This window comes from Nocardia brasiliensis, from assembly GCF_042691675.1.
GTDB classification, from domain to species: Bacteria; Actinomycetota; Actinomycetes; order Mycobacteriales; family Mycobacteriaceae; genus Nocardia; species Nocardia brasiliensis_D.
This window is the reverse complement of record NZ_CP170507.1, coordinates 6,084,016-6,097,053: the sequence shown is the minus strand read 5'-3', so window position 1 is coordinate 6,097,053 and position 13,038 is coordinate 6,084,016. Positions and strand designations below refer to the sequence as shown.

The following is a 13,038-nucleotide window of genomic DNA, read 5'->3' as shown; positions in this document are numbered from 1 at the left end:
CGGACGCACCCTCAGGTGAGGATCAGCAGCTCTGTCGGAGAGGCAATTTCGGTCTTCAGGCCCGCCTTGCTCGCGACGCGGGCGAGGCCGCGGACGTCGGTGGGTTCGGCGCGGGTGAGCACGAGGGCGCGGGCGAGCAGGCCCTTGTGGTGTTTGTTGAAGTGGCTCACCACGGTGCGGGTGCCGTCGGGGTGTTCGGTGAGGACATTGGCGGTGACGGCGCCGGGCACGCGGCCGAGCTGCTGGTAGGTGCCGGAGCGCAGGTCCACGACGAGGTCACCGGCGGCCTCGGCGAGCAGGGCGTCGGCGAGCGAGTCGCGCCAGACGGCCGAAAGGGTGGGCAGGCCGGGCAGTTTCGAGCCGCCGGACAGGCGGTAGGCCGGGATCGGGTCGCCCGCGCGGACCGCGCCGAACAACGCGGAACCGATGCCGAGTCGCGCGTAGGCCTTGGCGCGTTGCGCCTTCGTGAAGGAGCGGGCGTCGAGCGCGTCGTAGAGCACGCCGGTGTAGCGCTCCAGCGCGGGTCGGGTAGGGGAGGTGCGCAGGGTCGCGTTGCGGGCGATCTCGCTGTCAGCCCCCTTGCCGAGACCGAGCACGGCGCGCGTGGCGTCCGGGTCGGTGGCGAGCTTGCTCACCTCGTCGACCAGCCGCTCGCGCACCGCTGTGAGCTGCGGCATCGACAGCGCGGCCAGGTCGAGGGGCACGTCGGAACCACCGTCGGACTTGGTTTCGGAAGGAGGCAGCAGCACCAGCACGAGCGATAACGGTAATGCGCTGGGGACATCGCCGCGCCAGCGACTACCCTGTGCATCCGTGATCACCCGCCTCTCTCGCCTTTTCCTGCGTACCCTGCGCGACGATCCCGCCGACGCCGAGGTGCCCAGCCACAAACTCCTCGTCCGCGCCGGATATGTGCGGCGCGTCGCGCCGGGCGTCTACTCGTGGCTGCCGCTCGGGCTTCGGGTGCTGCGCCGGGTGGAGGACGTGGTGCGCGAGGAGATGGACGCGATCGGCGCCCAGGAGATCTCGCTGCCCGCGTTGCTGCCGCGTGATCCGTACGAGACGACGAACCGGTGGACCGAATACGGCGACAGTCTGTTCCGCCTGCAGGACCGCAAGGGCGCGGACTACCTGCTCGGCCCGACCCACGAAGAACTTTTCGCGCTCACCGTGAAGAGCGAATACAACTCCTACAAGGACCTGCCGGTCACCCTCTACCAGATCCAGAACAAGTACCGCGACGAGGAACGGCCCCGCGCGGGCATCCTGCGTGGCCGCGAATTCATCATGAAGGATTCGTACTCGTTCGACCTGGACGAGGACGGGCTGAAGGCCAGCTACGACGCGCACCGCGAGGCATACCAGCGGATCTTCGAGCGGTTGCAGGTCAAGTACGTGATCGTGGCGGCCACCTCCGGTGCGATGGGCGGTAGCGCGTCCGAGGAATTCCTCGCCGACAGTCCGGTCGGTGAGGACACGTATGTGCGCTGCCTCGAATCCGGCTACGCGGCCAATGTGGAGGCCGTGGTCACGCCCGCGCCCGCGCCGCTGCCGATCGAGGGCCGGCCCGCGGCCGTCGTGCACGACACCCCGGACACCCCCACCATCGCGACCCTCGTCGACTGGGCCAACGGCGCGGGTATCGCCGAACAGTTCGGGCGTCCGGTCACCGCGGCCGACACCCTGAAGAACGTGATGGTGAAGCTGCGCCACCCGGACGGCAAATCCGAGATCCTCGGCGTCGGCATCCCCGGCGACCGCGAGGTCGACGACAAGCGCCTCGGCGCGTCCGTCGAGCCCGCCGAGGTCGAACTGCTCACCGAGGCCGACTTTGCCGCCAACCCGTTCCTGGTCAAGGGCTATATCGGCCCGAAGGCGCTGCAGGCCAACGGTGTTCGCTACCTGGTTGATCCTCGCGTGGTCACCGGCACCGCGTGGATCACCGGTGCGGACGCGCCGGGCAAGCACGCCGTCGGCCTGGTCGCCGGGCGCGACTTCACCCCCGACGGCACCATCGAGGCCGCCGAGGTCCGCGACGGCGATCCCTCGCCCGACGGCCGCGGCCCGCTGGTGGCGTCCCGCGGCATCGAGATCGGTCACATCTTCCAGCTCGGCCAGAAGTACACCAACGCGTTCGACGTCGACGTGCTCGGCGAGAACGGCAAGCCGGTGCGCCTGACCATGGGCTCCTACGGCATCGGCGTCTCCCGGATGGTCGCGGTGATCGCCGAGCAACAGCACGATGAGAAGGGTTTGCGCTGGCCTGCCGAGGTCGCGCCCTACGACGTCCACGTCGTCATCGCGAACAAGGACGACGCGGCCAGGGCCGGCGCCGAGGAGGTCGTCGCAGGCCTCGATGCGCATGGCCTCGATGTGCTCTTCGACGACCGCACCGCCTCACCGGGTGTGAAGTTCAAGGACGCCGAACTGCTCGGCATGCCCCTGGTCCTCGTGGTCGGCCGGGGCTGGGCCGAGGGCAAGGTCGAACTCCGCGACCGCTTCACCGGCGAAGCCGAAGACCTCCCCGCCGACTCGGCCGTAGCCGCCGTCGTCGCCAAGGTCCGCGGCTAGTCTCAGCGATCGAACAGAACGGCCCCGATGGGATTCCAGCGGGGCCGTTCTGTTTCCCGGCTGCACGCGCGACGGACCTACGGGAGCGTAGGCAGGATTTGCTGTGTGAGGTACGGCGGACTGGCTCCGGAGTGCTGTTACCCGCTGGTAAGTTAACGGCATGACGAGCACCGATCCGTTGTTGTTCAACCCGGCCACATACGACCCGAAGCAGTTCGACGCCGAGACCCGGCGGCTGCTGCGGGCCACCATCGAGTGGTTCGAGTCGCGGGGCAAGCAGCAGCTGCTGGCCGACGACGCGGATGCGGTGTGGACGGCGGACTTCCTGGACTTCGTCGCGCGGGAGAAGTTGTTCGCGACCTTCCTGACGCCGGCCGCCTACGCCGACGGCGACGAGAATCGGCGCTGGGACGCGGCCCGCAACGCGGCGCTGTCGGAGATCTTCGGCTTCTACGGGCTGGCCTACTGGTACGCCGAGCAGGTGACCATTCTCGGCCTCGGCCCGATCTGGCAGAGCGACAACGAGGAAGCCAAGAAGCGGGCGGCCGCGGACCTGGCCGAGGGACAGGTGATGGCGTTCGGGCTGTCCGAGCGGGAGCACGGCGCCGACATCTACAACACCGATCTCGTGCTGACCCCGAGCGAGCCGGGTAGCGCCGATGCGGAGGCGGGCATCCTGTTCCGCGCCAACGGTGAGAAGTACTACATCGGCAACGGCAATGTGGCGAGCATGGTTTCGGTGTTCTCGCGTCGCGCGGACATCGAGGGCGCGGACGGGTACGTGTGGTTCGCCGCGGACAGCAGGCACGAGAACTACCGGCTGCTCGGCAACGTCGTACACCAGCAGATGTACGTCAGCACCTTCCGTTTGGAGAACTATCCGGTGCGTGCGCAGGACATCCTGCACACCGGCCCCGAAGCTTTCTCGGCGGCGCTCAACACCGTCAACGTGGGCAAGTTCAATCTGTGCCACGGCGGCATCGGCATGGTCGAGCACTCCTTCTACGAGGCGATCACGCACGCGAACAATCGCATTCTCTACGGCAACCCGGTCACCGAATTCCCGCACGTGCGAACGAATTTCGTCGACGCCTACGCCCGTATCGTGGCGATGAAGCTGTTCAGCGACCGGGCCGTCGACTACTTCCGCAGTGCGAGCCTGGCGGACCGGCGCTACCTGCTGTTCAACCCGATGACGAAGTCGAAGGTGACCTCCGAGGGTGAGACGGTGATGACGCTGCTGCTGGATGTGCTGGCGGCCAAGGGATTCGAGAAGAACACCTACTTCGCCGAGGTGGCGCGGCTGATCAATACGCTGCCCCGGCTCGAGGGCACGGTGCACGTCAATGTCGGGCAGATCCTGAAGTTCATGCCGAACTACCTGTTCAACCCGAAGGAGTACCCGGAGATCGGCACCCGCCAGGACGCGGCCGACGACGAGTTCTTCTGGCGCCAGGGCCCCGCTCGCGGCGCGGGCAAGGTGCAGTTCGCCGACTGGACGCCGGTCTACGAGAAGCACGCCGACGTCCCGAACGTGGGCCGGTTCTTCGAGCAGGCCCAGGCCCTGCGCACGCTGCTGACCACCGCGGCACCGGACGCCGACCAGCAGAAGGACCTGGACTTCATGCTGACCATCGGCCATCTGTTCTCCCTGGTGGTCTACGGCCAGCTGATCCTGGAGCAGGCCGCGATCACCGGCCTGGACCGCGATCTGCTCGACCAGATCTTCGACTTCCAGATCCGCGACTTCAACACCTACGCCACCACTCTCTACGGCAAGCCCTCCGCCACCCCCGACCAGCAGGGGTGGGCCGCGTCGGCATTGCGTCCCCCGGTCGCCGACCGCCCGCGCTTCGACCGCGTGTGGGCCGAGGTCGCGTCCTACGACGGCGCGTACGAAATGCGCCCGTAGTCCGACCCAGCGAAAAGGCCGGTCCCGCACTCGTTTCGGGTCCGGCCTTCGTGCAATGCGCGGCTGGGCTCGGTCAGGCTTTACCGGGGAAGGCCACCGTTGGTGGGTTGGTGCCGAGAATGGCTTGCCAAGTGGCCAGGCGGACAGCGGATTCCGTGAGGGCTTCGATACCCATGCGGCGGATGGCTTCGGAATCGGCGCGTTCGACGACGGAGCGCCAAGCGACGGCGGTGTCGGTTTCCACCGTGACGGCCAGTTGGGCGGCCGGGATCGGGTCGGTGACCGGGAACGGGACCGTGTAGGCGGCATCCGGCGGGGGCACGGTGGCGCCGCCCGCGGTGAGAGCGTCGATGGTGGTGTCCCGGCGGGCGCGGTGTGCGGCGGTGTTCTCGGCGACGAGGCGGCCACGTTCGGGGGAGGCGTACGCGGCGATGACGCCGTAGGCGTACACCGCGCCGTATTCGGCGTGCAATGCGTCGAGCAGTGCTTCGCGTTCGGCTTCGGTCATGCGAGCAACACCCCTGCCTGGACGGCGCAGGCCGCGCTGATCGAGGCGAGCAGGCCCGCCCGGTAGCCGGACTGGGTGCGGGCCAGGTCCGCGGCCGCCTGACGTGACTTGGTGAGCTGAGCGCGCAGGGCGTCGACGCTCGGCGGCGGGGTGGGTGGTACGCCCGTACCGGATGCCACGGCGGCGGGGCCGGAGGGTTGCGCGGCGTCGTTGGTGCGGGTGCGGTGGACCGGCTTGGTGCCGTCCCCGTAAACGCCGATCACCCGGTCGATCTCGGCCCGCAAAGCGTCTGCGTGCGCGGTCCTTTCGGTCGCGATCGCGGTCAGCGCGCTGTGCCGCTGCGGTGCCAGCGCGATCGCGGCGGTTGCCGCCGCGGCGTCGGTGCGGGCCTGAACTTCTTGCGCGGCAAGCGGATCCGGGTCGTGCACCGGTTCGTCGGCACCGCAGCCCGCTGTCGCGCCGAGCGCGAGGACGCCGATCGTGCCGCCACCGGCGAGCCGTAACATGCTGCGGCGGTCCAGGCTGAACCTGGATTCGTGCCGGTCGGCGGGGATGCCGGAGGTGCGCAGGGCGGTCGGCGGCGCTGGAGGGCGGATGGGCACGGCACCATCGTGCCAGATTCGCGGGGCAGCCCCGGACCAGGCATCGTCGTGGCGCGCGTACTGCCTGCCCGCTGGTCCTTTACACTCTCTGGGCGCGTTACGCTAGACCTTCGGTTGAAGAAATTTCCCCACCGCCGTGACAACTGAACCAGGAGCCGCCCCATATGCCGATGCCGACCGAGGAAAGGCTGAGCCAGCTCGCCGCTGGACTCGTCGAACGCCGAGGATTCGACCTCGAGGGCGTCGAGATTTCGACGACCGGCAAGCATAGTGCGGCTGTGCAGGGTCAGGCGCGGAGCCAGCGGAGCGACCAATCGCTGCGAGTGAAGGTGACCGTCGACAGCGACGGTCCTTCCGATTTGGACACCATCGCCAAGCTCAGCACCGAACTGTCGGAGTTGCTGGACGAGGCAGGCGATTTCGGCGAAACGCCGTACCTGTTGGAAGTCACCACCCCCGGTGTCGACCGTCCGCTCACCGCGGACCGGCACTGGCGTCGCGCGCGGGGGCGCAAGGTGCGCGTGCACCTCCGCGCGGGCGCCCCCGTCCCTGACTCGGGTGGATCAGCGAAGTTCGAGGCCAGGGTCGGTGAACTCAGCGGCGATACAGTGGCGTTGGTACTCGGCGGCAAGCACAAGCCGCACCGAGTCCGGGTGCCACTCGCCGACATCGCCGAGGCGGTCGTGCAGGTCGAGTTCGCCAAACCGGGCGCACGAGAATTGGAACTGGCCGGTGGCGTGGTCCCCGGCCGCCCGGTGCCAGGTCAAGAAGATGATGTGCCGGCGGTCGACGCCGCGGATGTTCGAGGGACAACACCATTACTACCCGAATCAGTAACAGCGTCCGATTCGCCGACCGAAGGGACCGTGGAATGAACATCGAAATCGAAGCCCTGCGCGCGATCGTCGCCGACAAGGGGATCTCGATCGAGACCGTGATCTCCGCGATCGAGTCGGCGCTGCTCACCGCTTACCGGCACACCGAGGGCCACCAGCCCAACGCGCGCATCGATATCAACCAGAAGACCGGCACGGTCCGGGTGATGGCGCGCGAACTGGACGCCGACGGCAATGTGATCTCCGAATGGGACGACACCCCAGAGGGTTTCGGCCGGATCGCGGCGACCACCGCGCGCCAGGTGGTGTTGCAGCGGCTGCGTGACGCCGAGAACGAGAAGTCCTTCGGCGAGTTCTCCACCCACGAGGGCGACATCGTCGGCGGTGTGGTGCAGCGCGACGCCCGCGCCAACGCCCGCGGCACCATCGTGGTGCGCATCGGCAGCGAACTGCACGGCGCCGAGGGGCTGATCCCGCCCGCCGAGCAGGTGCCCGGTGAGACCTACGAGCACGGTGACCGGATCAAGTGTTACGTCGTCGGTGTCTCGCGCGGCCCGCGCGGTCCGCAGATCACCCTGTCGCGCACCCATCCGAATCTGGTGCGCCGACTCTTCGCGCTCGAGGTGCCCGAAATCGCCGACGGCTCGGTCGAGATCGTCGCGGTGGCCCGCGAGGCCGGTCATCGTTCCAAGATCGCGGTGCGCAGCACCGTGTCCGGGGTCAACGCCAAGGGCGCCTGCATCGGCCCGATGGGGCAGCGGGTGCGCAATGTGATGAGCGAGCTGGCCGGCGAGAAGATCGACATCATCGATTACGCCGAAGATCCGGCCACCTTCGTCGGCAATGCGCTGTCGCCTTCGAAAGTGGTGTCGGTCACCATTGTCGATCCCGAAGCGCGCGCCGCCCGCGTTGTGGTGCCGGACTTCCAGCTCTCGCTGGCCATCGGCAAGGAGGGGCAGAACGCCCGCCTGGCCGCCCGGCTGACCGGCTGGCGGATCGATATCCGCAGCGACGCCGCCCCTGACATGGGCGGCGGCTCGGTGCGGACGGAGGCGCACCGGAGTTGACCGGAACCGACGCGGCGCACCGTGCGTTGGACATAACGGGTCGCGAACCGCGCCGTCGGGATGACATGTTGGTAACTTCCGCAGGGGAGCGGTTCGTTGATCCGACCGGGTCGGCGGTAGAGTGGACAGAGGTTCAGCACGCGCAACCGATTCGGACCTGTATCGGATGCCGGAAGCGCGAGTTGGCCGCCGATCTGTTGCGGATCGTGGCGCGGGAATCGGATACCGGAAACGGTGCCCCCTCGGTCGTGATCCTTCCCGATCCGCGGCGCAGACTTCCCGGACGGGGTGCCTGGTTGCACCCCGTCTCGGCTTGTCTGAACGCGGCAGAACGGCGCCGAGCATTCGGCAGAGCACTACGAGTGTCCGGAAATCTGGATATCTCAGCCTTGGAGAAGTACCTCGAGAACAGGCACGAGCACTCATGAGCACACCGTGAAGCACCAACGATGAACGTCCATCGGAGATAACCCGAGGTCGTGCGGGCCCCGTCCCTGAACAACGGGTGCACCTGCTCGACCTCTCAGTGAGGAGAGCAGTGGCAGGCAAGGCCCGCGTGCACGAGTTGGCCAAAGAACTCGGTGTCACCAGCAAGGAACTACTCGCAACGCTCAAGGAGCAAGGCGAGTTCGTGAAGTCGGCGTCCTCGACGGTGGAAGCACCCGTCGCGCGTCGGCTGCGTGAGTCGTTCGCATCCAAATCAGCCCCCGCGAACGGCAGCAAGTCGGGCTCACGCCCCGGCCCCAGCTCGTCGGCCCGTCCGGCCGCGAAGCCCGCCGGTGGCGGCCCCCGTCCGGGTCCCCGTCCGCCGGCTCCCGCGCCCGCCCCGGCCGCGGCAGCTCAGGAAACCGTCCGCGAGGCCAGCGCCCCGCGGACCAGCGAGGGACCGGCCGCGAAGCCGGGCCCCGCGGCACGTCCGACGCCGCCGCCCGCGGCCAAGCCGGCCGCTGCTCAGGAATCGGCACCGGCGCCCGCCGCGTCGGCGTCCACCGAGGCGCCCGCGAGCTCGGCGCCCGCACCGGCCGGGCCGCGCCCGACGCCGAATGCGGCGCGTCCGGGTCAGCAGCAACAGCGTCCCGGCGCCCCGGCGCAGGGTTCCCCGCGTCCCGGTGGTTCCGGTCCGCGTCCCGGCCCGAAGACTCCTCGGGTCGGCAACAATCCATATTCGTCGGCTCCTGAGCGTCCCGCGCCGCGCCCGGCCCCCGGCCAGGGTGGCCCGCGTCCGGGTCCGGCCCAGGGTGGCCCGCGTCCCGGTCCGGCCCAGGGCGCTCCGCGTCCCGGTGCTCCGGCGCAGGGTTCGCGTCCGGCGCCCGGTCAGGGTGGTCCGCGTCCCGGTGGGCCGCGGCCGAGCCCCGGCTCGATGCCGCCGCGGCCCAACCCCGGCGCCATGCCGTCTCGTGCGGCCCGTCCCGGCGGTGCCGGTGGGCCCGGCGGCGCCGGTCGTCCGGGTCGCCCAGGTGGCGGTCCCGGCGGCGGTGGCGGTGCGGGTCGTCCCGGTGGCGGTGGCGGTGGCTACCGCGGTGGCGGTGCCCCCGGTGGTGGCGCCGGTGCGGGCACGGGTGCGCCCGGTGCCGGTGGCGGTGCCGCGGGTGGTTTCCGTGGTCGTCCCGGTGGCGGCGGTGGCCGTCCGGGTGGTCCCGGTGGTCGTGGCGGTGCGGCCGGCGCGTTCGGTCGTCCCGGTGGCGCGCCGCGTCGTGGCCGTAAGTCGAAGCGGGCGAAGCGCGCCGAGTACGAAAGCATGCAAGCGCCCGCCATCGGCGGCGTCCGGCTGCCGCGCGGCAACGGCGAGATCATCCGGCTCGCCCGTGGCGCTTCGCTCTCGGACTTCGCGGAGAAGATCGATGCGAACCCGGCTGCGTTGGTACAAGCCTTGTTCAACCTCGGCGAAATGGTCACCGCGACCCAGTCGGTGAACGACGAGACCCTCGAGCTGCTCGGCAGCGAGATGAACTACGTCGTGCACGTGGTCAGCCCGGAGGACGAGGACCGCGAGCTGCTGGAATCGTTCGACCTGACCTACGGCGAGGACGCGGGCGGCGAAGACGATCTCGAGCAGCGTCCGCCGGTGGTGACCGTCATGGGTCACGTCGACCACGGTAAGACCCGACTGCTGGACACGATCCGTAAGGCCAACGTCCGTGAGGGCGAGGCCGGTGGCATCACCCAGCACATCGGTGCCTACCAGGTGATGACTCACCTCGGCGAGACCGACCGGCTCATCACCTTCATCGACACCCCCGGTCACGAGGCGTTCACCGCCATGCGTGCCCGTGGTGCGAAGGCCACCGATATCGCGATCCTGGTGGTCGCCGCCGACGACGGCGTCATGCCGCAGACGGTGGAGGCGATCAACCACGCGCAGGCGGCCGACGTGCCGATCGTGGTGGCGGTCAACAAGATCGACAAGGAAGGCGCGAACCCGGACAAGATCCGGCAGCAGCTGACCGAATACAACCTGGTTGCCGAGGAATACGGTGGCGACACCATGTTCGTCGACATCTCCGCGCGGGAGAACATCAACATCGATGCCCTCCTCGAGGCCGTCCTGCTCACCGCGGACGCGGCGCTGGACCTGCGGGCGAACCCGGACATGGACGCCCAGGGTGTGGCCATCGAAGCGCACCTGGACCGCGGTCGCGGCCCGGTCGCCACGGTGCTCATCCAGCGCGGCACGCTGCGCGTCGGCGACTCGATCGTGGCGGGCGACGCCTACGGTCGCGTCCGGCGCATGGTCGACGAGCACGGCGAGGATGTCACCGCGGCGCTGCCGTCGCGGCCGGTCCAGGTCATCGGCTTCACGTCGGTGCCGGGTGCCGGTGACAACCTGCTGGTTGTCGACGAGGACCGGATCGCTCGCCAGATCGCCGACCGGCGCAATGCGCGCAAGCGCAACGCACTGGCCGCACGCAGCCGCAAGCGGATCAGCCTGGAAGATCTGGATGCCGCACTGAAGGAGACTTCGGAGCTCAACCTGATCCTCAAGGGCGACAACTCCGGTACCGTCGAGGCCCTCGAAGAGGCGCTGCTCGGTATCCAGATCGACGACGAAGTGCGCCTGCGGGTCATCGACCGCGGTGTCGGTGGTGTCACCGAGACCAACGTCAACCTGGCGTCGGCGTCGAACGCGATCATCATCGGGTTCAACGTCCGGGCCGAGGGCAAGGCGACCGAGCTGGCCAACCGCGAAGGCGTGGACATCCGGTACTACTCGGTGATCTACCAGGCCATCGACGAGATCGAGAAGGCCCTCAAGGGCATGCTCAAGCCGATCTACGAAGAGGTCGAGCTGGGCCGCGCCGAGATCCGCGCGATCTTCCGTTCGTCCAAGGTCGGCAACATCGCCGGCTGCATGGTCACCTCGGGTTCGGTCAAGCGCAACGCCAAGGCGCGCCTGCTCCGCGACAACGTGGTGGTCGCCGAAACGGTATCGATCTCTTCCTTGAAGCGGGAAAAGGACGACGTCACCGAGGTCCGCGAGGGCTTCGAATGCGGTTTGACGTTGACCTTCAACGACATCAAGGAAGGCGACATCATCGAGGCGTACGAGCTGCGCGAGAAGCCGCGCGACTGAGTTCACACACCGCGCGGCACGCCGGGTCCATGGCCCGGCGGGCCGCGCGGGATGAACTCTCGAAGCTCGGGCCTTTCGACACAAAGAGGTGTGTAGGTGTACCTGGGTGCACTCGAGTTCGACCTCCTGCTCGGCGACGTGCACTCACTGAAGGAGAAGCGCTCCGTGATCCGGCCCATTTTGGCCGAATTGCAGCGCTTCGGCGTGAGTGCCGCCGAGGGCGGAGAGCAAGACCGCTATCGCCGTTCATTGCTGGGAGTTGCCCTGGTCAGTTCCGGTATGGATCACCTGACCGAGGTACTCGACCGGTGTGAGCGGCACGTCGCGGCACGTCCGGAGTTACAGTTGCTGGCAGTGCGCCGCAGGATCTTCGGACCCGAAGATTGACTAGTTAGTTTGTGAGGAGGGTTCAGCCATGGTGGATCAAGCCAGGGCACGCCGACTCGCCAAGCGGATTTCCTCGATCGTGGCCAACGCGATCGAATACGAGATCAAAGATCCGCGGCTGGGTTTCGTGACCATCACCGACGCCAAGGTCACCGGCGATCTGCGCGAGGCGACGGTGTACTACACGGTGCTCGGCGAAACCTTGGACGCCGAACCGGACTATCAGGGCGCGGCCGCGGGCCTGGAAAAGGCCAAGGGAGTGCTGCGTTCGAAGGTGGGCGCGGGCACCGGGGTGAAGTTCACGCCGACCCTGGCGTTCGTCCTCGACAAGGTGCCCGAAGTCGCCAAGGACATGGAAGAACTGCTGGCCAGGGCCAAGGCCGCGGACGAAGCCGTAGCGAAGGTGGCGGCCACCGCCAGGCACGCCGGCGACGCCGACCCGTACAAGGTCGAACGCGACGACGACGAGTGACCCGCGGTAGACGATGACCACCATGCGGGACCTGGTCGACCTCGAACCCGCTGTCGAGGCGTTGAAGGCCGCCCGCTCGGTCACCATCGTCTGCCACGTTCAACCGGACGCCGACACCGTCGGCAGTGGTCTCGCGCTGGCGCTGGTCCTGCACCGGCGCGGGGTCCCGGTGTGGGTGTCGTTCGCCGAACCCGCCGAACTGCCCGAGTCGATGCGGTCGCTGCCCGGTGTGCAGCATCTGGTGGCGCCTGCCGAGGTGCCCGCCGAGGTGGATCTGCTGATCGCGGTCGATTGTGGCAGCGCCGGGCGGCTGGGCGCGCTGGCCGATCGAATGGGCGGGGCCGCAAAGACTTTGGTGCTCGACCATCATCGGTCCAATACCCGGTTCGGGTCGATCAATGTGGTCGACGCGGCCGCGGAATCGACGACCAGTCTGATCGTGCGGGTACTCGACATGTGGGGCGTGCCGATCGATCCTGAAGTGGCGCACTGCCTTTACGCCGGTTTGGTGACCGATACCGGGTCGTTCCGCTGGGTTCGTCCCGGCACGCACGAATTGGCCGAGCGGCTCCTGGCCACCGGAATCGACGGCGCGGAGATCGCCAGGACCTTGCTGGACACCCATCCGTTCGGTTGGCTGACCATGCTGTCTCGGGTGCTCGGCACCGCGCAGCTCGTACCGGGGGTGCGTGGCATCGGGCTGGTGTACGCGTTCGTACGGCGCGAGGACATCGCCGGGGTGAGTTCCGAAGAGGCCGAGAGCGTTATCGATATCGTCCGCACCTCCGCGGAAGCGGGGATCGCGGCGGTATTCAAGCAATCCAGTACCGTCGCCGATCGGTGGACGGTGTCGTTGCGCGCCAGGGACAGCCGGGCAGGTGCGGACGACGGGGTGGATGTTGCCGAGATAGCGACCGCGCTGGGCGGGGGCGGGCATCGTTTTGCCGCCGGTTATACCGCGTACGGACGTCCCGACGAGCTCGTTGCCGGATTGCTGGACGCCCTCGGGTGATCGATCCGCGCCGCGTTTCTCGCGAGCTGCGTACCTGTTCGGCGGCGCTGACGCCGCGCATGTTCGAGCGCTGTGCTCACAGGCGTCTTCGGTGCTGCCG

At 68.5% G+C, this 13,038-nt stretch carries 12 protein-coding genes; 9 read left to right on the top strand and 3 right to left on the bottom strand.

Going from position 1 to position 13,038, the window contains the following annotated elements; all coding sequences use genetic code 11:
* Window positions 1-11: 11 nt before the first annotated feature.
* The gene (gene yaaA / locus ACFK0J_RS28055; protein WP_378732341.1) at window positions 12-755 is read right to left on the bottom strand and encodes a peroxide stress protein YaaA; all 744 of its coding nucleotides are present in this window, start codon (window positions 753-755) and stop codon (window positions 12-14) included.
* A gap of 58 nt (window positions 756-813) precedes the next feature.
* Between yaaA and ACFK0J_RS28050 the strand changes: the two genes are divergently transcribed.
* Both ACFK0J_RS28050 and ACFK0J_RS28045 read left to right on the top strand, forming a co-directional pair.
* Window positions 814-2,571: a proline--tRNA ligase gene (locus ACFK0J_RS28050; RefSeq protein ID WP_378732338.1), complete on the top strand. Its 1,758-nt coding sequence runs from the start codon at window positions 814-816 to the stop codon at window positions 2,569-2,571.
* Between the two features lie 160 nt (window positions 2,572-2,731).
* Complete coding sequence (locus ACFK0J_RS28045; RefSeq protein WP_378732337.1) at window positions 2,732-4,483, top strand: acyl-CoA dehydrogenase family protein; 1,752 nt, start codon at window positions 2,732-2,734, stop codon at window positions 4,481-4,483.
* Window positions 4,484-4,556: 73 nt separating this feature from the next.
* Here ACFK0J_RS28045 and ACFK0J_RS28040 read toward each other — a convergent pair whose 3' ends face one another.
* Together ACFK0J_RS28040 and ACFK0J_RS28035 are read right to left on the bottom strand one after the other, a co-directional pair.
* Window positions 4,557-4,991, bottom strand: a complete 435-nt coding sequence (locus ACFK0J_RS28040) for a ferritin-like domain-containing protein (protein WP_378732334.1) — start codon at window positions 4,989-4,991, stop codon at window positions 4,557-4,559.
* Window positions 4,988-5,593, bottom strand: coding sequence for a hypothetical protein (locus ACFK0J_RS28035; protein ID WP_378732331.1), 606 nt, complete (start codon window positions 5,591-5,593; stop codon window positions 4,988-4,990). Before ACFK0J_RS28035 ends, ACFK0J_RS28040 begins: the two co-directional genes overlap by 4 nt.
* A 164-nt stretch (window positions 5,594-5,757) precedes the next feature.
* On the opposite strand from ACFK0J_RS28035, the gene rimP reads away from it, so the two are divergent.
* The 7 genes from rimP (at window position 5,758) to ACFK0J_RS28000 (ending at window position 12,938) form a co-directional block, all read left to right on the top strand.
* Window positions 5,758-6,468, top strand: a complete 711-nt coding sequence (gene rimP / locus ACFK0J_RS28030) for a ribosome maturation factor RimP (RefSeq protein WP_378732328.1) — start codon at window positions 5,758-5,760, stop codon at window positions 6,466-6,468.
* The gene (gene nusA / locus ACFK0J_RS28025; protein ID WP_069167613.1) at window positions 6,465-7,496 is read left to right on the top strand and encodes a transcription termination factor NusA; all 1,032 of its coding nucleotides are present in this window, start codon (window positions 6,465-6,467) and stop codon (window positions 7,494-7,496) included. Before rimP ends, nusA begins: the two co-directional genes overlap by 4 nt.
* A gap of 68 nt (window positions 7,497-7,564) precedes the next feature.
* Window positions 7,565-7,924, top strand: coding sequence for a YlxR family protein (locus ACFK0J_RS28020; protein ID WP_378743082.1), 360 nt, complete (start codon window positions 7,565-7,567; stop codon window positions 7,922-7,924).
* 110 nt (window positions 7,925-8,034) lie between these two features.
* Entirely contained in the window at window positions 8,035-11,067 is a 3,033-nt protein-coding gene (gene infB / locus ACFK0J_RS28015) for a translation initiation factor IF-2 (RefSeq protein WP_378732324.1), read from the top strand.
* A gap of 96 nt (window positions 11,068-11,163) precedes the next feature.
* Window positions 11,164-11,454 carry a DUF503 domain-containing protein gene (locus tag ACFK0J_RS28010; protein ID WP_218470472.1) on the top strand — a complete coding sequence of 97 codons (291 nt, stop codon included), beginning with the start codon at window positions 11,164-11,166 and terminating at the stop codon, window positions 11,452-11,454.
* 28 nt (window positions 11,455-11,482) lie between these two features.
* Window positions 11,483-11,926 (top strand): 30S ribosome-binding factor RbfA, encoded by a 444-nt coding sequence (rbfA, locus tag ACFK0J_RS28005; RefSeq protein ID WP_218470471.1) that lies wholly within the window; start codon window positions 11,483-11,485, stop codon window positions 11,924-11,926.
* 13 nt (window positions 11,927-11,939) lie between these two features.
* Window positions 11,940-12,938 carry a bifunctional oligoribonuclease/PAP phosphatase NrnA gene (locus ACFK0J_RS28000; protein WP_378732320.1) on the top strand — a complete coding sequence of 333 codons (999 nt, stop codon included), beginning with the start codon at window positions 11,940-11,942 and terminating at the stop codon, window positions 12,936-12,938.
* Window positions 12,939-13,038 lie beyond the last annotated feature (100 nt).